Consider the following 23577-nt stretch of genomic DNA (forward strand, 5'->3'; position numbering starts at 1 on the left):
CCCGCGCGCCGAAGCGGGGGAGATCACAGGCGGATCACGGGGCCACAGCGGCGTTTGAAGGCGCGGTTGCCGGTCGATGTCTCCGCACCTCACAGTGCACAAACCTTTCGTCGGGCGGAGTAACCGGATGAGGTGAAAGATTTACGTCAAACCAGACATCCGGTTGACATCGCGCCGCGAACCCGGTCTCCTTGACCCCATGCCAGCGACCCTCGCGCCCCGACCGACCTGTGCCCACGGGTCGCTCCGCGCTGCGCAGGCTCGCTGTTGTTGTCGCTGTTCCAGCTGTTGAAGCCACCGAGCTCCAGCTTCCCGCTCGCACCACCCCGCAGCACCCCTGCTCCGCGCCGCCGCGCCGCGCCCCCTACAGGGAGAGCCCGCGCCGCGCCGCAGCCCTGCGCCACCCCAGCACTTCGCCGAGGAACCCGAAACCCATGAACAGCGACGTCCAGATCGCCGGCGACCCGCTCGCCCTCCCCCACCTCCTCCCGCCCGTTCCCGCACACCCGGCCACCGTCGCCGGCTTCGCGGGGCTGGCCCGCGCGATCGCCGCCGACCGCGCCGCCTGGGCCCCGCTGGTCCGCTACGACGCCACCACCCGCTGGTACCACCGGCTGCACACCGGACCGGGCTACGAGGTGTGGCTGCTGAGCTGGGTACCGGGCCAGGGCAGCGGGCGGCACGACCACGGGGCGTCCTCCGGTGTGCTGACCGTTCTGGAGGGCGAGTTGACCGAACACACCCAGGACGGGCCGGGGACGCTCAGCGCCGGTTCGCAGCGGGTGTTCGCCCCCGGCTACGTCCACGAGGTCGTCAACGACGCCCTGACCCCGGCCGTCAGCCTGCATGTGTACTTCCCCGGGCTGACCGACATGCCGATGCACCCCAGCCAGGCCGCGGATTCCGGGGCCGCGACCGCGCCGCCCGGGGTACTGGCCCCCTGACACCGCGGCGCACCGCCCTGCCATGCTGGGGCCATGCGAATCGTGGTTCTGGCCGGCGGTATTGGCGGCGCCCGCTTTCTGCGGGGACTGAAGGCAGCGGCTCCGGACGCGGACATCACCGTCATCGGGAACACCGGCGACGACATCCATCTGTTCGGGCTCAAGGTGTGCCCCGACCTCGACACCGTGATGTACACGCTCGGCGGCGGCATCAACGAGGACCAGGGCTGGGGACGCACCGACGAAACCTTCCGGGTGAAGGAGGAGTTGGCCGCCTACGGCGTCGGCCCCGAGTGGTTCGGGCTCGGTGACCGCGACTTCGCCACCCACATCGTGCGGACCCAGATGCTCGGCGCCGGATATCCGCTCAGCGCCGTCACCGAGGCGCTGTGCGCGCGCTGGCAGCCCGGCGTGCGGCTGCTGCCGATGTCCGACGACCGGGTCGAGACCCATGTGGCCATCGACGAAGAGGGCGAGCGCAAGGCGGTCCACTTCCAGGAGTACTGGGTGCGGCTGCGGGCCTCGGTGCCCGCGCACGCCGTGGTGCCGGTCGGCGCCGACCAGGCCAAGCCGGCGCCCGGCGTGCTGGAGGCCATCGGCGCGGCGGACGTGGTGCTGTTCCCGCCGTCCAACCCGGTGGTCAGCATCGGGACGATCCTGGCGGTGCCGGGCATCCGGGAGGCCATCGCGGACGCCGGGGTGCCGGTGATCGGGCTCTCGCCGATCGTCGGCGACGCCCCGGTCCGCGGGATGGCGGACAAGGTGCTGGCGGCCGTCGGGGTGGAGGCGACCGCCGCGGCCGTCGCCCGCCACTACGGGTCCGGGCTGCTGGACGGCTGGCTGGTCGACTCCGTGGACGACGGCGCGGTGGCCGACGTCGAGGCGGCCGGAATCCGCTGCCGCGCCGTGCCGCTGATGATGACGGACCTGGACGCCACGGCCGCGATGGTGCGCGAGGCGCTGGAGCTGGCCGCGGAGGTCCGGGCGTGAAGGACGCCGCCGAGGTGCCCGCCTACCGGGTGTGGGCGCTGCCGGGCGTGCCCGAGGTGCGGCCCGGCGACGATCTCGTCAAGCTGATCGCGTCCGCGGCGACCGCCGAGGGGATGCCACAACTCGCCGACGGCGACGTGCTGTTGGTGACCTCGAAGATCGTCAGCAAGGCCGAGGGCCGGGTGGTCGAGGCCACCGACCGCGAGGCGGCGATCGACCGGGAGACGGTGCGCGTGGTGGCCCGGCGCGGCACCCTGCGGATCGTGCAGAACCGGCAGGGGCTGGTGATGGCCGCGGCCGGAGTCGACGCCTCCAACACCCCCGCGGGGACGGTGCTGTTGCTGCCGGAGGACCCGGACGCCTCGGCGCGCGCCCTGCGCGCGGGCCTGCGCACCGAACTCGGCGTCGACGTCGGGGTCGTCATCAGCGACACCTTCGGCCGGCCGTGGCGCAGCGGGCTGACCGATGTCGCGATCGGCGCGGCCGGGGTGCGGGTGCTGGACGACCTGCGCGGCGGCACGGACGCGTACGGCAATCCGCTCAGCGCGACGGTGGTGGCCACCGCCGACGAACTGGCCGCCGCGGGCGACCTGGTGAAGGGCAAGGCCACCGGGCTGCCGGTCGCGGTGGTGCGGGGCCTGGCCCATGTCGTCGGGGACACCGGCGAGTCGGACGGGGCGCGCGCCCTGGTGCGGGCCCCCGAGGACGACATGTTCCGGCTGGGCACCTCGGAGGCCGTACGGGAGGCGGTCACGGCGCGGCGTACGGTCCGCGCCTTCGCCGACGAGCCGGTCGATCCGGGGGCGGTCCGGCGGGCCGTGGCGGCGGCGCTCACGGCTCCGGCGCCGCACCACACCACGCCCTGGCGGTTCGTGCTCCTGGAGTCGCCGGAGGTGCGGGTGCGGCTGCTGGACGCGATGCGGGACGCCTGGATCGCGGATCTGCGCCGGGACGGCAAGACGGAGCAGTCGATCGCCAAGCGGGTCCGGCGCGGGGACCTGCTGCGGGCCGCGCCGTATCTGGCGGTGCCGTGCATGGTGACCGACGGCTCGCACGCCTACCCCGACGCGCGGCGGAGCACGGCGGAGCGCGAGATGTTCATCGTGGCCAACGGCGCCGGGATTCAGAACTTCCTGGTGGCGCTGGCGGGCGAACGCCTCGGCTCGGCCTGGATCTCGTCGACGATGTTCTGCCGGGACGTGGTGCGGGACGTGCTGGGGCTGCCGGAGGACTGGGAGCCGATGGGGGCGGTGGCCATCGGGCGTCCGGCGGCGGCACCGGCACAGCGCCGGGCACGCTCCGCCGAGGACTTCGTCGTCGTGCGCTGACCCGCCCCCGCCCGGCGGTCACAGCCGGGCGATGTCACCCACGGGGAAGCGCGGGGCGCGGCGCGGCGGGACGCGGCCGGACAGCAGGATCAGCCGGGCGGCGCGGTGCCGCTGGCCCTCGTAGGGCGCGAGGAGTTCGAGCATCTCCGCGTCGGTGGTGCCGCGGCGGCCGGTGAGGGCGTAGCCGATGATCTTCGGCAGATGCAGATCGCCGACCGTGATCGCGTCCGGGGCGCCGAGGGTGCGCTGCAGGGTCTCCGCGGCGGTCCAGGGGCCGATGCCGGGGAGCGCCGTGAGCCGCCGGGTGGCGTCCGCGAGGTCCATCCCCGCGGCCTCCTCCATACGGCGGGCGGCCCGCACGGCGCGCAGGATCGCCGAGGAGCGCTTGGCGTCAACGCCCGCGCGGTGCCACTCCCAGGAGGGGATCAGCGCCCAGCCGCGCGGCTCCGGCATCACCCGCATCCGCTCCCAGGGGCCGGGGGCGGGCTCGCCGTGCCGCTGGAGCAGCAGCCGCCAGGCACGGTAGGCCTCGTCGCTGGTGACCTTCTGCTCCAGGATCGAGGGGATCAGCGACTCCAGGACCAGGCCGGTGCGCGCGAGCCGGACGCCGGGGTGGCGGCGGCGGGCCTCATGGACGACGCGGTGCCGGGCGGTCAGCCGCTCCGGGTCATCGGACTCCCCCAGTAGCTCGGGGAGGTGCTCCAGCAGCCAGTCGGCGCCCGGCCCCCAGGCCTCGGCCTCGATCCGGGCGGCGGCGGGCCGGGCCGCGACACGGAGCGTGCCGGGCCCCTCGGGGGTGCGGCAGGCGCGCCACAGCTCACCGCCGCGCACCGCGAACGCGGGGTCGCCGGGGCCGCGCTGCAGCACACCCAGCGTGCGGTGCAGGTCGAACGGGCCGGGCGGACCCCAGGTACGGGCGGGCATGCGGCCAGGTTAGGGGATGGGGGTGACAGCGGGGCGGGGCGTCGGTGGGTCCGGGGGGCGGGGCGTGGGGGTTACCGCGGGGCGGACCGTAAGGGGTGGGCGAACGCATCCCGTAGGGGTGGCGAGCGCCCCCTCGGGGCCTCAACGCGGTGCTGCCGGGCGGCATTCCCGCGGGGAGTGGCATTCCCGCGGGAGCGGCATCTACTGGTCCGACGAGAAGCGGACCGAGCCGGCCGGGATCACGGCGTCGCACCAGATGCGGATGCCGTCGCGCAGCTCGTTGTCGGCGCCGATCCGTGCGCCGTCCCCGATGACCGCGCCGTCCAGGACCGCACGGGCCCCGATGTGCGCCCCGGCGCCGATCAGCGAGTCACGGATACGGGCGCCCGGTTCGATGACCGCGCCTTCGAGGACGGCGCTGCCGTCGAGTGCGGCACCGGCACCGATGACGGTGCGCGGGCCCACGACCGTGCCACCGGAGAGCTTGGCGTCGCCGGCGACCTCTGCGGTCTCCAGGACCAGGCGCTCCCCGCGGCGGCCGGGCACCGCCGGGGACGGGGCGCGGCCGAGGACCAGGTCGGCGGAGCCGCGGACGAAGGCCTGCGGGGTGCCCAGGTCGAGCCAGTAGGTGGAGTCGACCATGCCCTGGAGGTGGGCGCCGTCGGCGAGCAGGCCGGGGAAGGTCTCGCGCTCCACGGAGACCGGGCGGCCGGCCGGGATGGTGTCGATGACCGACCGGTTGAAGACGTACGCCCCGGCGTTGATCTGGTCGGTGACGATCTCCTCGGGGGTCTGCGGCTTCTCCAGGAAGGCGGTGACCCGGCCGGTGCCGTCCGTGGGCACCAGGCCGAAGGCGCGCGGGTCCTCGACCCGGGTGAGGTGCAGCGAGACATCGGCGCCGGAGGTGCGGTGGGTGCCGACCAGGGCGGCGATGTCCAGGCCGGTGAGGATGTCGCCGTTGAAGATCAGCACCGGGTCGTCGGGGGCGGAGTGCAGCCGCGAGGCGACATTGCGGATGGCGCCGCCGGTGCCCAGCGGCTCCTCTTCGGTGACGTACTCCAGGTGCAGGCCGAGGTCCGAACCGTCGCCGAAATACGGTTCGAAGACCTCGGCGAGGTAGGAGGTGGCGAGAACGATGTGCTCGACACCGGCCGCCCGGGCGCGGGCCAGTTGGTGGGTGAGGAACGGCACACCCGCCGCCGGGACCATGGGCTTGGGCGTGTGCACCGTCAGCGGGCGCAGCCGGGTGCCCTTGCCGCCGACCAGGAGGATCGCTTCAGTCACTGTGTCCTCTGTTCGCTTCTCCGCCCGTGCAGCGCAGCGGTGCGGCTCTCGTCGTCGACCACAGCCGAGCGGCTGCACGTGCGACGCTCACTGTGGTCTCTGCTTCCTGCTGGGGTCGGCTGATCGGCCGACCAGTGTAGGCAGACGGGCTCCCGGATGCCCTCCGTGATGGGGCGCCCGGGTGCCGTTCAGGCCACGGGAGGAGCGCGGGCCGGAAGCCGGTCAGCGACCCTGCAATTCGGCCGCGGCCAGGCGGGTGGCGGCGAGCTTGTTGTAGAGGTGGACGCCGGGGCAGTCGGTGGTGAAGCCGTCGCGGTGGCCGGAGATGACGTGCAGAGGGACCTTGGTGCCCTTGGGGAAGCGGTTTCCGCCGCCGGACAGCATCTGGATGGTGGCGCGCGGATCGACGCTGTGGAGGCCGAGCTTCCAGGCCGTCAGACGGGCGATGGCGTCGACGGCGGGCTGCGGCGGCTCGTCGTCGGTGAAGGTGCCGAGGACGGCGATACCGGTGCTGTCCGTATTGAAGCCGAGGGTGTGGGCGCCCATGACGGGCTTGGCGACGCCGCCCGCCCGGCCCTCGTAGACCGTGCCGCACTTGTCGATGAGGAAGTTGTAGCCGATGTCCCGCCAGTGGTTGCTCTTGACGTGGAAGCGGTACATGGCGCGGATCAGTGAAGAGGCCTCGGCGCAGTCGTAGTTGTTGCCCGAGCCGCTGTGGTGGACGAACGCGGCGCGGACGGTGCGGGTGTAGGTGAAGGCCTTCTCGCGCAGCTGCTCGTCGGCGCCCCAGCCGGCCCGGGTGACGATCCGCGGGCGCGGTCCGACGTAGGTGCGGCCCGGCGGCGCCCCGTCCTCCGCGACCGCGTCGCCCTGCGAGGCGGCCTGGTCGAGGGCCGGGATCTCGGTGGCGCCGAGCGGGGCGAGCCCGGCGTTGGCGGCGGAGGCCGCGGTGGCCTCCGGGCCGAGCGGGGCGGGCGGGTCGGCGTGCGCACCGCGGACGCCGCGCGGTGCCCGGCCGGGGTCGACGAGTTCCAGCCGCAGCCCGCCGGGGAGGCCGGCGCGGGCGCGGTCGTGGGTCTCGGGGGTGATGCGCAGTTGGACGGCGTCGGAGTCGCCGACCCACAACGGCGCGGTGCTGCCGCGGACCGCGCTGTCGCGCCGCTCGGCGGAGCCGAGGTCGGGCGCGTCGTCGTTGTGGACCTGGACGTCCTGCCAGCCGGACCAGGCGCCGCCGCCGGTGGCGCGGGTGCGGACCTGCACCCGGCCGCGCAGTTCGGCGGCGGCGTCGTCCCAGACCACCCCGAGGAGGGAGAACGGCCGTACGGTGCGGGCCGGCAGGCCGAGGGACTGCGGCGTGGGGGTGCCGAAGTCGCGGGCGTCGGGGTGCGGGGCGGGTGCGCCGAGCGCCGCCACCGGCAGGGACTGGGTGCTGCCCGGCAGCTCGCCGGAGCGGGCGGGGTGCGGCGCGGGGGCGGCGCTCGCACCGGCGCTCGGCGCGAGGGGCAGGGCGAGGGCGGCGGTGCACAGGGCGCCGCAACAGAGCGTGAGGAAGGGGCGCATGGACAAAATCCTGGACACGGCCGCAGCGAACGCGCCAACGCTGATCTGACGGGGCATCGGCCGATCCGGTGGCGCGGGCCCGCCGGGCCCGGCCCGCCGCCGGCCGCCGCCGCGCGTACCCTGGCCGCGATGAACGCCACCGATCGCACCCCCGCCGACCTGCTGAGTTCCGCGCTCGCCGCGGACCCGGCCCGCCCGCTGGTGACCTTCTACGACGACGCCACCGGCGAGCGCGTGGAACTGTCCGTCGCGACCTTCGCCAATTGGGTGGCCAAGACCGCCAACTATCTCCAGGGCGATCTGGCCGCCGCACCCGGCGACCGGCTCGCGCTGCTGCTGCCCGCGCACTGGCAGACCGCCGTCTGGCTGCTGGCCTGCTCGTCGGTGGGTGTGGTGGCGGAGGTGGACGGCGATCCGGCCGCCGCTGATCTCGTGGTCGCCGGGCCGGACCGGCTCGATGCGGCCCGCGCCTGCTCCGGGGAGCGGGTGGCGCTGGCGCTGCGCCCGCTGGGCGGCCGCTTCCCGCAGCCGCCGGCGGGCTTCGCGGACTATGCCGTGGAGGTGCCGGGCCAGGGTGACCGGTTCGCGCCGTTCGTGCCGGTGGACCCGGGTGCCGCGGCGCTGGCCGTCGGCGGCGAGGAGCTGACCGGTGCCGGGGTCGGGGCGCGTGCGCTGGCCGACGCGGAGGCGGCCGGGATGCCCGGGGCGCCGCGGGTGCTGTCGCGGCTGGGGTACGACAGCTGGCAGGGCCTGTCGTACGGGCTGTACGCGCCGCTGGCGACCGGCGGCTCCGTGGTGCTGTGCCGTCATGCGGACGGACTGGGCGCCGAGGCCGCGGCGGACCGGGAGAACAGCGAGAAGATCACGTTCCGGGCGCCGCTGCCGCACTGAGGGCGCCGTGCTCCCCCGTCCGGCGGACCGGACGGGCCCAGGGCGGGCCGGTACGTCCGTTTCAGGCCAGGATCTTGAGTACGTACAACCATGCGCGGGTTTCGTCCGTCTCTTGTTCCGTCCGGGCCCTGCGTGCGGGCGCGACGCCGACTCCGTGAGGGATGGACGCACACGTGACCGATACCCCCGAGCCCCCCAGGTTCGCCGGCTGGGGCGCACGCCCGGCCGGGGGGCCGGGGGCGGACGGGCCGGGGCCGCCGCGCATCCCGCCGTACCGATGGCACTGGCGCCGCTGGGCCGCGCTCGGGGTGGCCGGTTTCGTACTGGCCGGGGCCGGGACCGGCTGGGCGGTGTACGCCAAGCTGAACAGCAACATCCACACCGACAGCGCCACCGAGCGGGAGCTGCGGAAGTGGGAGTCCGAGCGGCCGCCGGCGGGCCCGCCGAACGCCGAGAACGTGCTGCTGATCGGCTCCGACAGCCGGAAGGGCGGCAACGGCAGATACGGCCACAGCCGCGGCCAGCGCTCGGACACCACGATGCTGCTGCACCTCGCGGCCGACCGGAAGAGCGCCACAGCGGTGAGCATTCCGCGCGATCTGATGGTCGAGGTGCCGCACTGCAAGCGTCCGGACGGCACGGAGACCGCGCCGCGGCCGGCGCAGTTCAACGCGGCGTTCGCGGCCGGCGGCCCGGCCTGCACGATCCGCACGGTCGAGAAGCTGACCGGAATCCGCATCGACCACTACTTGATCATCGATTTCGTCGGTTTCACGAGGATGGTGAACGCGGTGGACGGCGTCGAGGTCTGTCTGCCGCGGCCGGTCCATGATCCCGAGGCGCATCTCACCCTGCCGGCGGGGCGGCAGACCCTGCACGGTGAGGCCGCACTCGGTTACGTACGGGCACGAAAGAGTCTGGGCAACGGCAGCGATACCCAGCGCATGGAGAGGCAACAACGATTTCTTGGCGCACTCGTGAAGAAAGTGCAGAGCAATGGTGTCCTACTCAATCCGACGCGGCTGTATCCGGTGCTGGATGCCGCGACGAGTTCTCTGACCACGGACACCGAGCTCGCTTCCCTGCGGGGGCTGTACGAATTGGTGCGCAGCACCCGGCGCATTCCCACCGGCAAGGTCCAGTTCATGACCGTGCCGCGGCGGGAGTACCGCCTGGACCCGAATCGCGATGAGCTGGTGCAGCCGGACGCCGGGCGGCTCTTCGGGCAGTTGCACAGCGATCTTCCGGTGACCGTGGCGCCCCCGCAGGGCGCCGGGGAGGAACCGGTCCGCACCGGAAACGGATCTTCGGACGACCGGCCGGACGAACCGTCCGTACCGTCGCCGAGTTCGGGCCCGACCTTTCCCGGGACGACGGCGGAACGCGGGATCTGTGAATAAAGAGGCCGCAAAACAAGCCGACGACTCGAATGGATTGGGCGGATTGCCCAGTTGTAGGTAAGTGGAATTTGTCACGGGCGTCGCGGGGCGCTGAACTGGGCGGATAGTGTGAGCGATCCGGTCGCACGACCAAGCCGACCGATGAACCAAGCAATGCACAATCGACCTACCGAGCGCCTTGAGGGGATGGCGCCGCGTGGCACCGACGGAGGACTCAAGGCACCGTGGACGCGCAAGGCCGTGGGCGGGCGGGCGACAACAACGTCGATCCCGCCGATCAGTGGGTGTTCGATCCGGACACCGGCAACTACGAACTGCGGCTTGACCCTGCCGGTCAAGCCGCCGCTCGCCCCTCCGACCGCACTGCGGTCGGCAGACGCGCCGCCCGTAAGCGGGACGCCGAGGTCGGCGACACCGACACCCGTCCGCTGCCGACGCAGCGCGCCGGCCGGGACGGCGGCGCCGCGGACGGGGACGGGGAGCGTCCGGCCGGCGGCCGGGCCGCGCGCCGGGCGGCCGCGAGCCGCACGGCCACCGCGACGGCGGCCGAGGCGGGCTCGGCGAGCCGCCGCAAGCGCAAGCCGAAGAAGTCGGGCAAGAAGAAGGCGCTGCACTGGACCGCCGGTGTGGTGGGCTTCGTGCTCGTCGCCGGCTGCGGCGCCGCGTACTTCGTCTACCAGCAGCTCGACGGCAACATCAACAAGGTCGACGTCGGCGTGGAGAACGAGGCGGTCTCCGACGGCCCGGTGAACCTCCTGATCATCGGCACCGACTCGCGCTCCGGTAAGGGCAACGGCGGCTACGGCGATGCGGGCAGCGTGGGCCACGCGGACACCACGATCCTGATGCACATCTCCAAGGACCGGACGAACGCCACCGCGCTGAGCATCCCGCGCGACATGATCACCGACATCCCGAACTGCCCCACGAAGAAGGGCGGCTCGACGAAGAACATCCCGGGTGAGCACGGGGTGCGCTTCAACACCAGCCTGGGCCAGGAGGGCCGGGACCCCGGCTGCACCTGGCGCACCGTCGAGAAGATGACCGGGCTGAAGATCAACCACTTCATGATGGCCGACTTCAACGCGGTCAAGGAGCTGTCCAACGCGGTGGACGGCGTCGAGGTGTGCGCGGGCAAGGACATCAACGACCCCAAGTCGCACCTGAAGTTGAAGGCCGGCCGGCACGTCGTCAAGGGTGAGCAGGCGCTGGCGTTCGTCCGTACCCGGCACACCGTCGGCTTCGGCAGCGACCTGAGCCGTATCGAGCTGCAGCAGCAGTTCCTCAGCTCGCTGATCCGCAAGCTGAAGTCCAGCGCCTTCAGCAGCCCCGGCAAGCTCTACGACGTCAGCCAGGCGGCGACCAAGGCGCTGACCGTCGACACCGGTATCGGCACCGCCGGCAAGCTGCTGGACTTCGGTACCGACCTGAAGAAGGTCGACATCGACAAGGTCACCTTCGCCACCGTGCCGGTGCTGGACAACCCCGACGACCCGGCCACCGTCATCATGGACAAGGCCAAGGCGGACCCGCTGTTCGCGATGGTGCGGGCGGACCACACCCTGGCCAAGGACAAGAAGAAGGGCAAGAAGAAGAGCTCCGGCCCGGCCAAGAAAGCCCCGGCCGGACTCGTCCGGGTCGATGTCACCAACGGCGGCGGGCCGATCGGCTCGGCCCAGGAGACCGTGGACTGGCTGCAGAACACCAAGGGCGCCAAGCTCTCCACCAACGCCGGCAACGCGCCGGAGAAGCTGGCCGCCACCCGCCTCGAATACGCGCCCAACCAAGCCGACCAGGCCGCCACGCTGGCGGACTGGATGGGTCTGCCGAAGAGCGCGCTGAAGAAGTCCGGGCAGAACGCCGGGGACCGCGAGCCGATGAAGCTCGTCCTCGGCAAGGACTTCAAGGCGCCGGGTTCGCCGATCGAGGCGCCGACCGAAACCCCGGACGGGGTACAGAACGTCAATGCAGATGACAAGAACATCTGCGCAAAGTGAATTGAGCGGGTTCCGGCCGCCCCGCCGAGGCGCCGAGCGCACCACCGGACGGATAACGGGGAGAGGGCCGCATGGGGCTGAGCAGTGTGCGTGGTGACCGGTCGCGTCGCAGACGCGAACCGGTAGTGGAGGAGCCGGCCGGTGACGACGGCGGCTACGAGGACAAGGGGCTGCCCCCGGACGCGCCCGGCTGGACGCCGTCCGACGGCGGCGCCGTGCCCTCGGCGGACGGCGCCGGTGACGGCGGTGCGCCCGCCGACGGCGGCGGGCGCCGCACGGCGGGGCAGCCGCGCCGCAAGGGCCGCAAGGCGCTGCGCTGGACCGCCGTCACCCTCGCCGTCCTGATAGCGGGCGGCGCGGGTGCCGGGTACTGGTACTACGAGCACCTCAATGCCAACCTCCGCAAGGCCCCGCGGTCCCTGGGCGGCGGCGGCCTGAAGAAGCCGGACCCCAACGCCTTCGGGCAGAGTCCGCTGAACATCCTGCTGCTGGGCTCCGACGGCCGGAACAGCGCCAAGAACATCGAGCTCGGCGGCGCCCGGCAGGACGCGGACCGCAAGCCGCTGGCCGACGTGCAGATGCTGGTGCACGTCTCGGCGGACCGCAGCAACATGTCGGTGATCTCCATCCCGCGGGACACCCGGGTGACGATCCCCCGCTGCACCGACCCGAAGACGCACGAGGTCTTTCCGCAGACCTCCGCGGCCATCAACCAGTCGCTCCAGCACGGCGGTCCGGGCTGCACCCTCGCCACCTGGCAGGAGCTGACCGGCATCTACATCGACCACTTCATGATGGTCGACTTCGCCGGTGTGGTGGACATGGCGGACGCCATCGGCGGCGTCCCGGTCTGCGTCGACAACAACATCTACTCGCACGACAGCAAGGGCCACGGCAGCGGGCTGAAGCTCACCAAGGGCACCCACCCCGTCAAGGGCGTCCAGGCCCTGCAGTGGCTGCGCACCCGCTACGGCTTCGAGGACAACACCGACATCGGCCGGGCCAAGGCCCAGCACATGTACATGAACTCGATGGTCCGCCAGCTGAAGGCCGGCACCAAGCTCTCCAACCCGGGGCAGCTGCGGGATCTGGCGGAGGCCGCCACCCAGGCGCTGACCGTCGATGACGGGCTCGACACCGTCAAGAAGCTCTACGACCTCGGCGGCGACCTCAGCCGGGTGCCGACCAAGCGCATCACGATGGTCACCATGCCCTGGCAGTACGGCCCCGGCGAGTCGTATGTCATGCCCAAGCCCGGCGACGCGGAGGCGACCTTCGGGCTGCTGCGCAACGACACCGCGCTGGACGGCAAGGACAAGAAGAAGAAGGCCACCCCGGCGCCGAAGCCGGCAACGCCCAGGGACCAGCTGAAGGTTGTGGTGCAGAACGGCACCAACAGCACGGTGAACGGCCCGGTCTCCGGCCGCGCGTCGGCCGTCCAGCAGCAGCTGTCCGGCCTGGGCTACACCGCGGCCGGCACCGACCCCGCGCTCACCACGCAGGCCGACACCACGATCACGTACCAAGACAAGGGGCAGCGGGGCGACGCGCTGACACTGGCGAAGGCGCTCGGGCTGCCCAAGAGCGCGGTCCGGGAGTCGAGTTCGGCCACCGGGATGCGGCTGGTCGTCGGCAACGACTGGCGCAGCGGTACGGCGTACCCGAAGCAGGGCGACGAGAAGGGTGCGGACAAGGCACCGGACAGCGCGGACGCCCTCAACGGCGAGGACACCAAGGCCTGTATGAAGGTGAATCCTTCGTACACCTTCTAGGCGGTTTCTGGGCGGTGTAGGCCTTCTGGACGTGGTACGCCTCCAGGGGCGTGGTACGCCTGGGCGTGGCACGTCTTCTGGGCGTGGCACGTCTTCTGGGCGTCGCGCACCTTCTGGGCGGGGGCGGCGAGTTGGCCGCCCGGGGTTTTTCCGCCGCCTGGTTTTTTCCCCGCCGCCCACCCCCCTTCGGGGGGTGGGCGGGTGTAGAGGAGAGGTTCCCGCCGTGGAGCGGACGTTCCCGCGTGGAGCGGACGTTCCCGCCGCGGCTCAGCCGCACGGGCCTCCGTCAGCGGGCCGGCGGCCCCGTTACTCGGCGTCCGCCGCCGGGGTCAGGACCGCCGGGCGGCGGCTGGCGATGACCTTCTTCGCGAGCGAGCGGGGGCTGGTCAGGAAGCCCGCGCCCCAGGCCATGTGCATGGTCGCCAGGGCGACCGGGATCTGGGCGCGGGCCTTGAGCGACAGGCCCTTGCCGGCCGGCACCGAACCCGCGGTGATGGCGGCCAGATAGCCCGCCGGGACGACCAGGCCCCAGGGGGTGACGGCCGCGCCGATCACCAGGCCCGCCGCGATGGCGCACACCGCGGTCGGCGGCGCGAGATAGCGCAGATTGATCGAACCGGCGTGGTAGCGGGCGACGACATGGCGCCACTTGCCGTAGTCCTTGTACTGCTTGGCCAGCGCCTTGATGCTCGGCCGCGGGCGGTACTGCACCCGCAGCTCGGGCGAGAACCAGATCTGCCCGCCGGCCTCGCGGATGCGGAAGTTCAGCTCCCAGTCCTGGGCGCGGATGAACTCCTCGTTGTAGCCGCCCTGCTGCTCCAGCGCCTCGCGCCGGAACACCCCGAGGTAGACGGTCTCGGCGGGACCGGCCTGCCCGCCGGTGTGGAAGGCGGCGTTGCCCACGCCGATCTTGGAGGTCATCGCGGCGGCGACCGCGTCCTCCCAGGCGTTCTCGCCCTCGGCGTGCATGATGCCGCCGACATTCGCCGCGCCGGTCTCCTCCAGGAGGCGCACCGCGGTGGCGATGTAATTCGGCGAGAGCATGCCGTGGCCGTCGACGCGCACCACGATCGGGTGCCGGGATGCCTTGATCGCGGCGTTCAGCGCGGCGGGGGTGCGGCCGGTGGGGTTGGGCACGGTGTGCACCCGGGCGTCCTCGGCGACGAGCTCGGCGGCGATCTCGTCCGTACGGTCCGTGGACGGGCCGAGGGCGATCACCACCTCCATCTCACCGGCGTACTCCTGCTCCAGGATGTGCCGGACCGAATTGCGCAGGTGACGTTCCTCATTGAGCACCGGCATGATCACGGAGACGGCCGGGGACTGCTGCTGCGGCATGTTTCCTCGGGGGGACGGCCCGCGGCGGAGCCGCCAGCGGCGGCAGCGCCCGCCGGGAGACTGCAGGGATCGCGCCTCACGTTACCGCGAACGGCGGACACCCTCGGACGCAGCCGGGTGGCCGGGCGGCGGATGCCCGGCGTGTGGCGCTTTGCAGCCGATCGTATCGACCTACGGTGCCCTGGTCGGATTGACCGCTGCTTCTCCCGTTCCTCCCGTTTCCGCCCTGCCCCGCTCCCCGCCGGGCCCCGAGCACGCCGTCCAGCCGCGGAGGTGTCCCCCGTGACCGCGCCGTTCCGCTCCCCCCGTCCGGCCCGGCGCCGGGCCGTCCGGCCCCGTGCGCGACGGCGCCCGCCGGGGCCGCGCTGGGGGCTGCGAACCGGCGCGCTCGCGTCCGTACTGCTGCTGGCCGCGAGCGGCGTCGGGCACGCCGTGGTCACCGGCGTGGAGAGCGGTATCGGCCGGGTGGACGCCTTCACCGGCATGAGCAACCGGCCCGGGGGCGGCGACGGGCTGAACTTCCTGGTCGTCGGCACGGACGGGCGCGACCGGCTGACCTCGGCGGAGAAGCAGCGGTACCACCTGGGCGGTGCGCCCTGTCACTGCACCGACACCCTGATGCTGGTGCACCTCTCCGCCGACCGGGACCGCGCCAGCGTGATCAGTCTGCCCCGCGACTCCTACGCCGAGGTGCCCGCGCACACCGACGCCGTCACCGGCCGGCCGCGCGCCCAGCACCCCATCAAGCTCAACGCGGCCTACGCCGAGGGCGGCGCCAACCTCACCGTGCGGACCGTCGAGCACATGACGGGGGTGCACATCGACCACTACCTGGAGGTCGACTTCACCAGCTTCATGCGCAGCGTGGACGCCGTCGGCGGGGTGGAGATCTGCACCGTACGGCCGCTGCGGGACAGCTTCACGGGGCTGGATCTGCCGGTCGGCCGCTCGCGGCTCAACGGCGGCCAGGCGCTGCAGTACGTCCGCGCGCGGCATGTGGACGGCTCCGCCGATCTCGGCCGGATGCAGCGCCAGCAGCGCTTCCTGGCCGCCCTCATCCACAAGATCACCTCCTCCGGAGTGCTGATGAACCCCATCCGCTTCAGGGACGTCGCCGACACGATGCTCAAGTCCGTACGGGCCGATTCGGGCTTCGGGGCCAATGACCTGGTCGATCTCGGGCAGGCGATGCGCGGCTTCACCCCGTCCTCCTCGGAGTTCACGTCCGTGCCGCTGGGCGATGTGGCCCAGCCGGTGCCGGGCGTCGGCTCGACCGTGCGCTGGGATCCGGTGCAGGCGCCGAAGCTCTTCCGGGCGATCCGCGAGGACCGGCCGATCGCGGTGCCCCGGAACCGGAAGGAGCCGCGGGCCAAGGTGGTGGACGTCCCGCCGGGCCAGGTCCAGGTGCAGGTCGACAACGGCAGCGGCCGGGCCGGGCAGGCCGCTGCGGTCGCCGGTGCGCTGCACGCCACCGGCTTCGCGACCACCGGCACCCCCGGCAACTCCGCCCTCGGCACGGTGCCCCGCACGGTGATCGCCTACGACCCGCGCTGGGACCGTTCGGCCCGCTCGCTGGCCGCCGCGCTGCCCGGCGCGGAGCTGCGGCCGGCCGGCGGACGGGGTCCGGTGATGCAGGTGACGGTCGGCCGGAACCACCCGGCGGTGCAGCGGGTACGGGCCGAGGAGCCGCCACGGAAGCCGGGCCGGATCTCGGCGATCACCGGGGACGAGGCCGTGTGCCCATGAGGGAGCGCAGCATGGGGCCCCTCCCGGCCGGAGGCCGGTGGATCACGGGCAACGGGTGGGTACCTCGCACCGGCGGGGCCGGGCGGAGCGAGGGTGCGGCATGAGCGTCCCCGCGCCCCGTCGCACTCTGCCCAGGCCGCCGGTGCGCCGGCCGGAGGCCCGCTGCCGGGCGCGCCGGGCCACGGTGGCCGCCGCCGCGCTGTGCCTGGTCGCGGGCACCGTCGCCGCGGCGCCACCGGCGCCCCCGGCACCGACCGGCTGCGGGGACCTGGTGCGCGGCCAGCTGTGCCTGCAGGGGCCGGTGGGCGCCGACGGGACGTACACCGCGACCTACCGGCGGCTCGGGCCGGCGGCCGGGCTCGACGAGATCGTCGTGCGGCTCGGCTACCAGCGCAAGAACGAGCGGATCACCGCGTTCCCCGGCTGGTTCGGCACCCGGCGGACCGAGGGTGGCACCGTCGGGCTCAGCGGCCGGGTGGAGATGCTCGCGGATGAGTGCATCCGGGGCGTCATGGAGCGGGGGGAGACGTTCTACGTCACGAAATGGAGCTGCAGTTGATGTCCTGGATGTTCGCAATGTCCTGAAAGGGGCGCACTGTGTGGCAGGTTGTGCTGGGCATCACCCCCACCACGGTGGCGCTCTTCCTGGCGCTGGCGCTGGCGGCGGCGATGGCGCTCGCCCTGTGGACGGCGCTCGCCCCCGACAGCGGCGTACCGCGCACCACGTCCCGGGTACTGCTCGCGGGCTGGCTGCTGCTGCTCCTGCTGGCGACGCTCGCGCCCAGCCAGCCGGTCGGGTCCGGGGACGCGACGGTGTGGTGGCGCCCCGGTGAGGGGCTGTTCGACCTGGGCGCCCAACTGGAACCCGGGGAGCTGGCGATGCTGGTGCGGCGGCAGATCGCCAATGCCGCGCTGTTCGTGCCCGCGCCGCTGCTGCTGCGGTTCGCGGCACCGCGCGCGTCGGCCGCCGGCGCCTTCCTGCTGGGCGTGGGTCTGTGTCTGGTGATCGAGACGGCGCAGCTGCTGATGCGGGCCGGGCGGATCGCCGATATCGACGATGTGATCTGCGCGGCGGCCGGCACCGTCGTCGGCACCGGGCTGGCGCTGGCCGCGCAGCACGCGGTCGCCGCTATGCGTCGTCGAGGCCTTCCGCGGCGCGCCGTTCGCGCAGCTCCATGATCGCGCGCCGCCGGGCGAGGCGGTGTGTCCGGCGGATCTGCGCCTCCTGGTAGCGGCGCTTGTCCCGCTCGGTCTCGGGGAGCACCGGCGGCACCCGGCGCGGCCTGCCCTGCTCGTCGACGGCGGCGAAGACGAGGTAGGCGGAGCCGACCTGCTGGGCCGGGGTGGACTCGTTCCAGCGCTCGGCCAGGACCCGTACGCCGACCTCCATCGAGGAGCGCCCGGTCCAGTTGACCTGGGCGCGGACGTGGACGAGGTCGCCGATGCGGACCGGTTCGAGGAAGGCCATCTCGTCCATGGAAGCGGTCACGGCCGGGCCGCCGGAGTGGCGTCCGGCCACCGCACCCGCCGCGTCGTCGACGAGTTTCATGATCACGCCACCGTGCACCGTGCCCAGGAGGTTCGTGTCGCCGGCCGTCATGATGTGGCTGAGCGTGATGCGGGACACGGAAGTGGGCTTGCCCACCACTTCGCCCTCGGGGTCGTCGGTGACGAGTTCGGTCATGGAGCCAGCCTAAGCGGCGCCCGTGCGGCCCCGTCCCGTGCCGTTCGTGAGACTCATCTCGCCGTTTGCGCAGGTCCGTGACACAGGTCTCACCGCTCCCGCCGCAAACCTTCCGGAATGGTCGCTTCCATTCGTGCAGGTCGGAATGGTCATGGCCCCTTGCGGTATGCGGTGGAAGACCTCCGTGGCTTTGCATCAGCTCTGCAACAGCACGGGCCCGATCCCGCACCCGCCCTGTAAAGCACCCTGCTCCGGCGTGCACACTCCTCATATGAATCAGTGGCAAGGGGGCACCTCCCGTCCGAGCGGAGCCGAGAACGGGGGCGGGTGGTCCGGCGACCAGAGCGGCAACCGGTACGGATACGGCAGCGGCAGTGCCGAGCCGGAGGGTGCGCGCGCCATGCCCCAGGTGCGGCGCGACGCAGGCCCCGGCTATCAGCGGCACGAGCCTCCGATGCCGTCGTCGATGTCCCCGCGCAGGGGGGCGTCCGTACCGCCGCAGCAGTCCCAGGGCTACGACGACGCGTACGACGACGGTTACAACACCGGCCAGGTCTACGGCGGCGGCCGTGGTGGCGGCGGCCGCTACGACGACGGCTACGACGGCCCCGGCCGGCCGCGCCCCCGCTGGGGCAAGCGCATCAAGTGGACGGTCATCACCCTGGTCGCGGTGCTGGCGGTCACCTCGGTCGCCACCTACTTCTGGGCCGACGGCAAGCTCCGCCGCAAGGTCGACCTGAGCAAGGTCATCGACCGCCCGGAGACCGGCGACGGCACCAACTACCTGATCGTCGGCTCGGACAGCCGCGAGGGCATGACCGCCGCGCAGAAGCGCAAGCTGCACACCGGCTCCGCCGAGGGCAAGCGCACCGACTCGATGATGATCCTGCACGACGGCAGCAACGGCCCGACGCTGATATCCCTGCCGCGCGACTCGGACGTGGAGATACCCACCTACATCGGCTCGGACTCCGGCAAGAAGTACCCGGGGACCGGACGACACACCAAGCTCAACGCGGCCTACGCCGAGGACGGCCCGGAGCTGCTGGTGCGCACCGTCGAGTACAACACCAAGCTGCACATCGACCACTACGTCGAGATCGGCTTCGCCGGCTTCGCCAACATCGTGGACGCCATCGGCGGCGTCGAGATGGACCTCCCCAAGGCGATCAAGGACAAGGACTCCGGCGCCGATTTCCCGGCCGGCAAGCAGACCCTCAACGGCCAGCAGGCGCTCGCCTACGTCCGCACCCGGCACGCCTTCGCCCAGCAGGACCTGGACCGTACGAAGAACCAGCAGAAGTTCCTGGCGACGCTGGCGAGCCAGACCGCCACCCCCGGCACGATCCTCAACCCCTTCAAGCTCTACCCGACGATGAGCGCCGGCCTGGACACGCTCGTCGTCGACAAGGACATGAGCCTGTGGAGCCTGGGCGAGATGTTCTTCGCGATGAAGGGCGTCACCGGCGGCGAGGGCAAGTCCATGAACATGCCGGTCTCCGGCAGCAACGGCGGCAACCTGGTCTGGGACAAAGCCAAGCTGCGGCAGCTGGTGCAGCAGCTCAACAACGACGAGAAGGTCACGGTCAGCAGCAACTGACCGGAGCACGAAGGGCCCCTGACCGCCGCTGCGGTCCGGGGCCCTCTGCCGTCCGTGCGCCTTACTGCGGCAGGTTGCGCGCCATCACGATGCGCTGGACCTGGTTGGTGCCCTCGTAGATCTGCGTGATCTTGGCGTCCCGCATCATCCGCTCGACCGGGTAGTCACGGGTGTAGCCGTAGCCGCCGAGCAGCTGGACGGCGTCCGTGGTGATCTCCATGGCCGCGTCCGAGGCGTAGCACTTGGCCGCCGCGCCGAAGAACGTCAGGTCCTCGCCCTTGCCCCCGGCCGATATCCGCTCGGAGCGGGCGGCCGCGGCGTAGGTGAGCTGGCGGGCCGCCTCCACCTTCATGGCCATGTCGGCGAGCATGAACTGCACGCCCTGGAAGTCACCGATCGGCTTGCCGAACTGCTTGCGCTCCTGGACGTAGCCCTTGGCGTAGTCCAGGGCACCCTGGGCGATGCCGAGCGCCTGGGCCGCGATGGTGATGCGGGTGTGGTCCAGGGTCTTCATGGCGGTGGCGAAGCCGGTGCCCTCCGCGCCGATCATGCGGTCGGCGGGGATGCGGACGTTGTCGAGGTAGACCTCGCGGGTCGGCGAGCCCTTGATCCCGAGCTTCTTCTCCGGGGCGCCGAAGGAGACGCCCTCGTCGCCCTTCTCGACGACGAAGGCCGAGATGCCCTTGGAGCGCTTCTCCGGGTCGGTGACGGCCATCACCGTGTAGTACTCGCTGACGCCGGCGTTGGTGATCCAGCGCTTGACGCCGTTGAGGACGTAGTGGTCCCCGTCGCGGACCGCCTTGGTCTTCATGCCGGCCGCGTCCGAACCGGCGTCCGGCTCGCTCAGGCAGTACGAGAACATCGCGTCGCCCTTGGCCAGCGGGCCCAGGTACTTCGCCTTCAGCTCCTCGGAGCCGGAGAGGATCACCGGCAGCGAGCCGAGCTTGTTGACCGCCGGGATGAGCGAGGACGACGCACAGACGCGGGCGACCTCCTCGATGACGATGACGGTGGCCAGCGCGTCGGCGCCGGCACCGCCGTAGCTCTCCGGTACGTGGACGGCGTGCAGGTCGTTGGCGACCAGCGCGTCGAGCGCCTCCTGCGGGAAGCGGGCCTCCTCGTCGACCGCTGCGGCGAACGGCGCGATCTTCGCCTCGGCGAGCGAGCGCACCGACTCGCGGAGCATGTCGTGCTCCTCGGACGGCCGGTACAGATCGAAATCAGCGGTTCCCGCCAAGGTTTCTCACTCCCCTGTGAGCTGACTGCTAGTGCTAACTACCGTTAAGTAACCCGATACGTCTCCGGATTCTAGGCGCCGAGCCCGGCTGCGGATACGTGAGGTTGCCGACAGTTACACCGGCAGCGCCTCCATGGCTGGAGTGGGCCATTCCCCTCCCGACTATGCTCGGTCCGCGCCGTTTCCCCTGCCCACCCGACCACCGCCCCTCAACGCCGGCGCTTCGCGCCGCACCCGCCCACCCGTCGCCCGACCACCGCCCCTCAACGCCGGCGCTTCGCGCCGCACCCGCCCACCCGTCGCCCGACCACCACCCCTCAACGCCGGCGCTTCGCGCCGCACCCGCCTGTTTGGAGCGTCCATGCCCCTCAAGATCACCGTGATCGGCACCGGCTACCTCGGCGCCACCCACGCCGCGGCCATGGCCGAGCTGGGCTTCGAGGTGCTGGGGCTCGACGTGGTCCCCGAGAAGATCGAGATGCTGCAGCGGGGCCAGGTCCCGATGTACGAGCCCGGTCTGGAGGAGCTGCTGCGCCGCCATGTCGCCGGGATCGAGGGCGCGACCGGCCGGCTGCGCTTCACCACGTCCTACGAGGAGGCCGGGGCCTTCGGTGACGTCCACTTCGTCTGCGTGAACACCCCGCAGAAGCACGGCGAGTACGCCTGCGACATGAGCTATGTGGAGAGCGCCTTCGACGCGCTGGCGCCGCATCTGACCCGGCCCACCCTGGTCGTCGGCAAGTCGACGGTGCCGGTGGGCAGCGCGGCCCGGCTCGCCGCCCGGCTCGCCGCGGCGGCCCCCGCGGGCGAGGCCGCAGAGCTGGCCTGGAACCCGGAGTTCCTGCGCGAGGGCTTCGCCGTCAAGGACACCCTGCACCCGGACCGGATCGTCGCCGGGGTGGCCGGCGCGCGGGCCGAGGAGCTGCTGCGCGAGGTGTACGCCGCCCCGATCGCCGAGGGCTCGCCGTTCATCGTCATGGACTACCCGACGGCCGAGCTGGTGAAGACCTCCGCCAACTCCTTCCTGGCGACCAAGATCTCCTTCATCAACGCGATGGCGGAGGTCTGCGAGGCGGCCGACGGCGATGTGGTGAAGCTGGCCGAGGCCATCGGGCACGACGACCGGATCGGCAAGAAGTTCCTCCGGGCCGGCATCGGCTTCGGCGGCGGCTGCCTGCCCAAGGACCTGCGCGCCTTCATGGCACGCGCCGGTGAGCTGGGTGCCGACCAGGCCCTGACCTTCCTCCGCGAGATCGACTCGATCAACATGCGGCGCCGCGGCCACATGGTCGAGCTGACCCGGGACGCGGTCGGCGGAGGCTTCCTCGGCAAGCGGGTCGCCGTCCTGGGTGCGACCTTCAAGCCGGACTCCGACGACGTCCGCGACTCCCCCGCGCTCAACGTCGCCGGTCAGATCCACCTCCAGGGCGGCCAGGTCACCGTCTACGACCCCAAGGGCATGGAGAACGCCCGGCGGCTCTTCCCGACGCTGGCCTACGCGGACAGCGCGCTGGAGGCGGTGCGCGGCGCGGACGTGGTGCTGCATCTGACGGAGTGGCGCGAGTTCCGCGAGCTGGACCCGGCCGCCCTCGCCGAGGTCGCCGCCGAGCGCCGCATCCTGGACGGCCGCAACGCCCTGGACCCGGTGCTGTGGCGCAAGGCCGGCTGGACGTACCGCGCCCTGGGCCGCCCGCAGGCGTAGCTCCCGGTTACCCGGACTCCGCACGCCGGGCCCGGTAGGTCCGCATTTTCGCCCGGCTGCCGCAGACCGCCATGGTGCACCAGCGGCTGCGGCCGGCCGGGCTCCGGTCGTAGAACACCCAGCGGCAGTCGTGGGTCTCACACGCCTTGAGCCGCTTCCAGGTGCCGTCGGTGACCGCGGTCGCGATCCCCGCGGCGATCCGGGCGGTGAGGTACGCGCTGCCGACGAGCCCCGGGGCCGGCCGCAGCGCGGCGCCGCCGTCCGGCTCCATGGCCAGGACGAGGGGCGCGGCCGCCAGCAGCCGGTCCAGCGAACGGATCGCCGCCTCGGGTACGGCGGTCCCGGCGGTGTGCGCCAGACACACGTCCCGGAGCGCCTCCCGCAGCTCACCCAGCTCCCGCAGCTCCCGGGGCTCCACCTCGCCGTGCCCCGGGGCGGATTCGGGCACCCCGTGGTCGCGCAGAAAGACGCCGGCACCGCCATCGGCGGCCAGCGTGTCTTCACCGGTCTCGATATCGAGCGTGTTCACCAGATCCTGCACCCACCGCAGGGAGTCCGGCGCTGTTCGGGATGCCACCCTTGCCACGTTACCGATAAACCGCAATCATGCGGTAACGCAGTTACCGGTTGAAGGCCTGAGGAGGTAACGCCATGAGTCTGATCAAGCTGGGCGTCGTCGCACTGGACTGCCCCGACCACCGGGCACTCGCCAACTTCTACGCCGAGATGCTCGACTGGCAGGTCACGGGCAGCGACAACGACGACTGGATCGAGATCGCCGGCCCCACGGGCCGCACGCTCGCCTTTCAGCGCGTACCGGACTACCGCCCCCCGCAGTGGCCCGGCCAGGAGGTCCCCCAGCAAATCCATCTGGACTTCGACGTGGCCCACTCCGACATCGAAGAGGCCGAACGGAAGGTCCTCGCCCTGGGCGCGAAGCTGGTCCAACACGATGAGGGCATCCGCGACTTCCGGGTCTACCTCGACCCTGCGGGCCACCCCTTCTGTCTCTGCTTCAGCGCGAAGTAGTTCTCCCCCACGTTTCGGCTGCGCTTTGCTTCTATCCCACGTTTTCGGCTTTCCCGCCGTGGTGGGTTTTCGCCGTTGCGCCTTCGGCGGGCGGTTCCGCTGCGCGGGGCTGTCGGGTGCGGTGACGGGCCTGCGCGGGTGGGGTGTGCCG

At 72.2% G+C, this 23577-nt stretch carries 20 protein-coding genes; 13 read left to right on the top strand and 7 right to left on the bottom strand.

The features are described 5' to 3' along the window. The first annotated feature begins 434 nt into the window (after positions 1–434). The 3 genes from ACFW5B_RS30935 to ACFW5B_RS30945 are packed head-to-tail and all read left to right on the top strand — an operon-like array spanning position 435 to position 3262. Positions 435–944: a cysteine dioxygenase gene (locus tag ACFW5B_RS30935; protein WP_386446861.1), complete on the top strand. Its 510-nt coding sequence runs from the start codon at positions 435–437 to the stop codon at positions 942–944. Between the two features lie 33 nt (positions 945–977). Beyond that, positions 978–1934, top strand: a complete 957-nt coding sequence (gene cofD / locus ACFW5B_RS30940) for a 2-phospho-L-lactate transferase (RefSeq protein ID WP_386446863.1) — start codon at positions 978–980, stop codon at positions 1932–1934. Beyond that, entirely contained in the window at positions 1931–3262 is a 1332-nt protein-coding gene (locus ACFW5B_RS30945; RefSeq protein ID WP_386446866.1) for a coenzyme F420-0:L-glutamate ligase, read from the top strand. The genes cofD and ACFW5B_RS30945 overlap by 4 nt, the downstream gene beginning before the upstream one ends. 18 nt (positions 3263–3280) lie before the next feature. Here ACFW5B_RS30945 and ACFW5B_RS30950 read toward each other — a convergent pair whose 3' ends face one another. From ACFW5B_RS30950 to ACFW5B_RS30960, 3 genes are all read right to left on the bottom strand, one after another. Further along, positions 3281–4186, bottom strand: coding sequence for a DNA-3-methyladenine glycosylase family protein (locus tag ACFW5B_RS30950; RefSeq protein ID WP_386446869.1), 906 nt, complete (start codon positions 4184–4186; stop codon positions 3281–3283). Positions 4187–4387: 201 nt separating this feature from the next. Beyond that, positions 4388–5470 carry a sugar phosphate nucleotidyltransferase gene (locus tag ACFW5B_RS30955; RefSeq protein ID WP_386446872.1) on the bottom strand — a complete coding sequence of 361 codons (1083 nt, stop codon included), beginning with the start codon at positions 5468–5470 and terminating at the stop codon, positions 4388–4390. Between the two features lie 222 nt (positions 5471–5692). After that, a complete protein-coding gene (locus tag ACFW5B_RS30960) occupies positions 5693–7030 on the bottom strand; it encodes a peptidoglycan recognition protein (RefSeq protein WP_386446874.1) in 1338 nt (445 codons plus the stop codon). Positions 7031–7159: 129 nt separating this feature from the next. Here ACFW5B_RS30960 and ACFW5B_RS30965 point away from each other — a divergent pair, with 129 nt between their 5' ends. The 4 genes from ACFW5B_RS30965 to ACFW5B_RS30980 all read left to right on the top strand — a co-directional run bounded on the left by ACFW5B_RS30965 (position 7160) and on the right by ACFW5B_RS30980 (position 13090). Beyond that, a complete protein-coding gene (locus ACFW5B_RS30965; protein ID WP_386446877.1) occupies positions 7160–7921 on the top strand; it encodes a TIGR03089 family protein in 762 nt (253 codons plus the stop codon). A gap of 161 nt (positions 7922–8082) precedes the next feature. Beyond that, complete coding sequence (locus ACFW5B_RS30970) at positions 8083–9321, top strand: LCP family protein (RefSeq protein ID WP_386446880.1); 1239 nt, start codon at positions 8083–8085, stop codon at positions 9319–9321. Positions 9322–9545: 224 nt separating this feature from the next. Next, positions 9546–11318: an LCP family protein gene (locus tag ACFW5B_RS30975; protein WP_386446883.1), complete on the top strand. Its 1773-nt coding sequence runs from the start codon at positions 9546–9548 to the stop codon at positions 11316–11318. Positions 11319–11389: 71 nt separating this feature from the next. Further along, positions 11390–13090, top strand: a complete 1701-nt coding sequence (locus ACFW5B_RS30980) for an LCP family protein (RefSeq protein WP_386446886.1) — start codon at positions 11390–11392, stop codon at positions 13088–13090. Positions 13091–13396: 306 nt separating this feature from the next. Here ACFW5B_RS30980 and ACFW5B_RS30985 read toward each other — a convergent pair whose 3' ends face one another. After that, positions 13397–14428 (bottom strand): glycosyltransferase family 2 protein, encoded by a 1032-nt coding sequence (locus ACFW5B_RS30985; RefSeq protein WP_386446888.1) that lies wholly within the window; start codon positions 14426–14428, stop codon positions 13397–13399. A gap of 282 nt (positions 14429–14710) precedes the next feature. Between ACFW5B_RS30985 and ACFW5B_RS30990 the strand changes: the two genes are divergently transcribed. The 3 genes from ACFW5B_RS30990 (at position 14711) to ACFW5B_RS31000 (ending at position 17353) form a co-directional block, all read left to right on the top strand. After that, positions 14711–16174 carry an LCP family protein gene (locus ACFW5B_RS30990; RefSeq protein ID WP_386446891.1) on the top strand — a complete coding sequence of 488 codons (1464 nt, stop codon included), beginning with the start codon at positions 14711–14713 and terminating at the stop codon, positions 16172–16174. Between the two features lie 100 nt (positions 16175–16274). After that, positions 16275–16733, top strand: coding sequence for a hypothetical protein (locus ACFW5B_RS30995; protein ID WP_386446894.1), 459 nt, complete (start codon positions 16275–16277; stop codon positions 16731–16733). A 38-nt stretch (positions 16734–16771) separates the two neighbouring features. After that, positions 16772–17353 (top strand): VanZ family protein, encoded by a 582-nt coding sequence (locus ACFW5B_RS31000; RefSeq protein WP_386446897.1) that lies wholly within the window; start codon positions 16772–16774, stop codon positions 17351–17353. On the opposite strand, the gene ACFW5B_RS31005 is transcribed toward ACFW5B_RS31000, so the two are convergent. Further along, positions 17304–17858, bottom strand: a complete 555-nt coding sequence (locus ACFW5B_RS31005; protein WP_386446900.1) for an acyl-CoA thioesterase — start codon at positions 17856–17858, stop codon at positions 17304–17306. The two genes, ACFW5B_RS31000 and ACFW5B_RS31005, sit on opposite strands and share 50 nt — an antisense overlap. A gap of 271 nt (positions 17859–18129) precedes the next feature. Between ACFW5B_RS31005 and ACFW5B_RS31010 the strand changes: the two genes are divergently transcribed. Next, on the top strand, positions 18130–19458 hold the full coding sequence (locus tag ACFW5B_RS31010; protein WP_386446903.1) for an LCP family protein: 1329 nt from the start codon (positions 18130–18132) through the stop codon (positions 19456–19458). A 61-nt stretch (positions 19459–19519) separates the two neighbouring features. On the opposite strand, the gene ACFW5B_RS31015 is transcribed toward ACFW5B_RS31010, so the two are convergent. Then, complete coding sequence (locus ACFW5B_RS31015) at positions 19520–20695, bottom strand: acyl-CoA dehydrogenase family protein (RefSeq protein WP_386446905.1); 1176 nt, start codon at positions 20693–20695, stop codon at positions 19520–19522. Between the two features lie 361 nt (positions 20696–21056). On the opposite strand from ACFW5B_RS31015, the gene ACFW5B_RS31020 reads away from it, so the two are divergent. Continuing rightward, positions 21057–22397: a UDP-glucose dehydrogenase family protein gene (locus ACFW5B_RS31020; protein WP_386446908.1), complete on the top strand. Its 1341-nt coding sequence runs from the start codon at positions 21057–21059 to the stop codon at positions 22395–22397. A 7-nt stretch (positions 22398–22404) separates the two neighbouring features. Here the strand turns inward: ACFW5B_RS31020 and ACFW5B_RS31025 are convergent, their stop codons facing one another. Continuing rightward, positions 22405–22974: a CGNR zinc finger domain-containing protein gene (locus ACFW5B_RS31025; protein WP_386446911.1), complete on the bottom strand. Its 570-nt coding sequence runs from the start codon at positions 22972–22974 to the stop codon at positions 22405–22407. Positions 22975–23048: 74 nt separating this feature from the next. On the opposite strand from ACFW5B_RS31025, the gene ACFW5B_RS31030 reads away from it, so the two are divergent. Beyond that, complete coding sequence (locus tag ACFW5B_RS31030; protein WP_386446913.1) at positions 23049–23426, top strand: VOC family protein; 378 nt, start codon at positions 23049–23051, stop codon at positions 23424–23426. The last annotated feature ends 151 nt before the right edge of the window (positions 23427–23577 follow it).

Source organism: Streptomyces sp. NPDC058773 (assembly GCF_042746015.1).
Lineage (GTDB): Bacteria > Actinomycetota > Actinomycetes > Streptomycetales > Streptomycetaceae > Streptomyces.

What these genes read in the sequence shown, in the direction of transcription:
- ACFW5B_RS30960 (WP_386446874.1), bottom strand. Translation starts at nt 7,030, where the DNA reads ATGCGCCCCTTCCTCACGCTCTGTTGCGGCGCCCTGTGCACCGCCGCC.
- ACFW5B_RS30970 (WP_386446880.1), top strand. Translation starts at nt 8,083, where the DNA reads ATGGACGCACACGTGACCGATACCCCCGAGCCCCCCAGGTTCGCCGGC.
- ACFW5B_RS31010 (WP_386446903.1), top strand. Translation starts at nt 18,130, where the DNA reads ATGAATCAGTGGCAAGGGGGCACCTCCCGTCCGAGCGGAGCCGAGAAC.
- ACFW5B_RS30950 (WP_386446869.1), bottom strand. Translation starts at nt 4,186, where the DNA reads ATGCCCGCCCGTACCTGGGGTCCGCCCGGCCCGTTCGACCTGCACCGC.
- ACFW5B_RS30995 (WP_386446894.1), top strand. Translation starts at nt 16,275, where the DNA reads ATGAGCGTCCCCGCGCCCCGTCGCACTCTGCCCAGGCCGCCGGTGCGC.
- ACFW5B_RS30985 (WP_386446888.1), bottom strand. Translation starts at nt 14,428, where the DNA reads ATGCCGCAGCAGCAGTCCCCGGCCGTCTCCGTGATCATGCCGGTGCTC.
- ACFW5B_RS30965 (WP_386446877.1), top strand. Translation starts at nt 7,160, where the DNA reads ATGAACGCCACCGATCGCACCCCCGCCGACCTGCTGAGTTCCGCGCTC.
- ACFW5B_RS31005 (WP_386446900.1), bottom strand. Translation starts at nt 17,858, where the DNA reads ATGACCGAACTCGTCACCGACGACCCCGAGGGCGAAGTGGTGGGCAAG.
- ACFW5B_RS30935 (WP_386446861.1), top strand. Translation starts at nt 435, where the DNA reads ATGAACAGCGACGTCCAGATCGCCGGCGACCCGCTCGCCCTCCCCCAC.
- ACFW5B_RS30980 (WP_386446886.1), top strand. Translation starts at nt 11,390, where the DNA reads ATGGGGCTGAGCAGTGTGCGTGGTGACCGGTCGCGTCGCAGACGCGAA.
- cofD (WP_386446863.1), top strand. Translation starts at nt 978, where the DNA reads ATGCGAATCGTGGTTCTGGCCGGCGGTATTGGCGGCGCCCGCTTTCTG.
- ACFW5B_RS31030 (WP_386446913.1), top strand. Translation starts at nt 23,049, where the DNA reads ATGAGTCTGATCAAGCTGGGCGTCGTCGCACTGGACTGCCCCGACCAC.
- ACFW5B_RS31020 (WP_386446908.1), top strand. Translation starts at nt 21,057, where the DNA reads ATGCCCCTCAAGATCACCGTGATCGGCACCGGCTACCTCGGCGCCACC.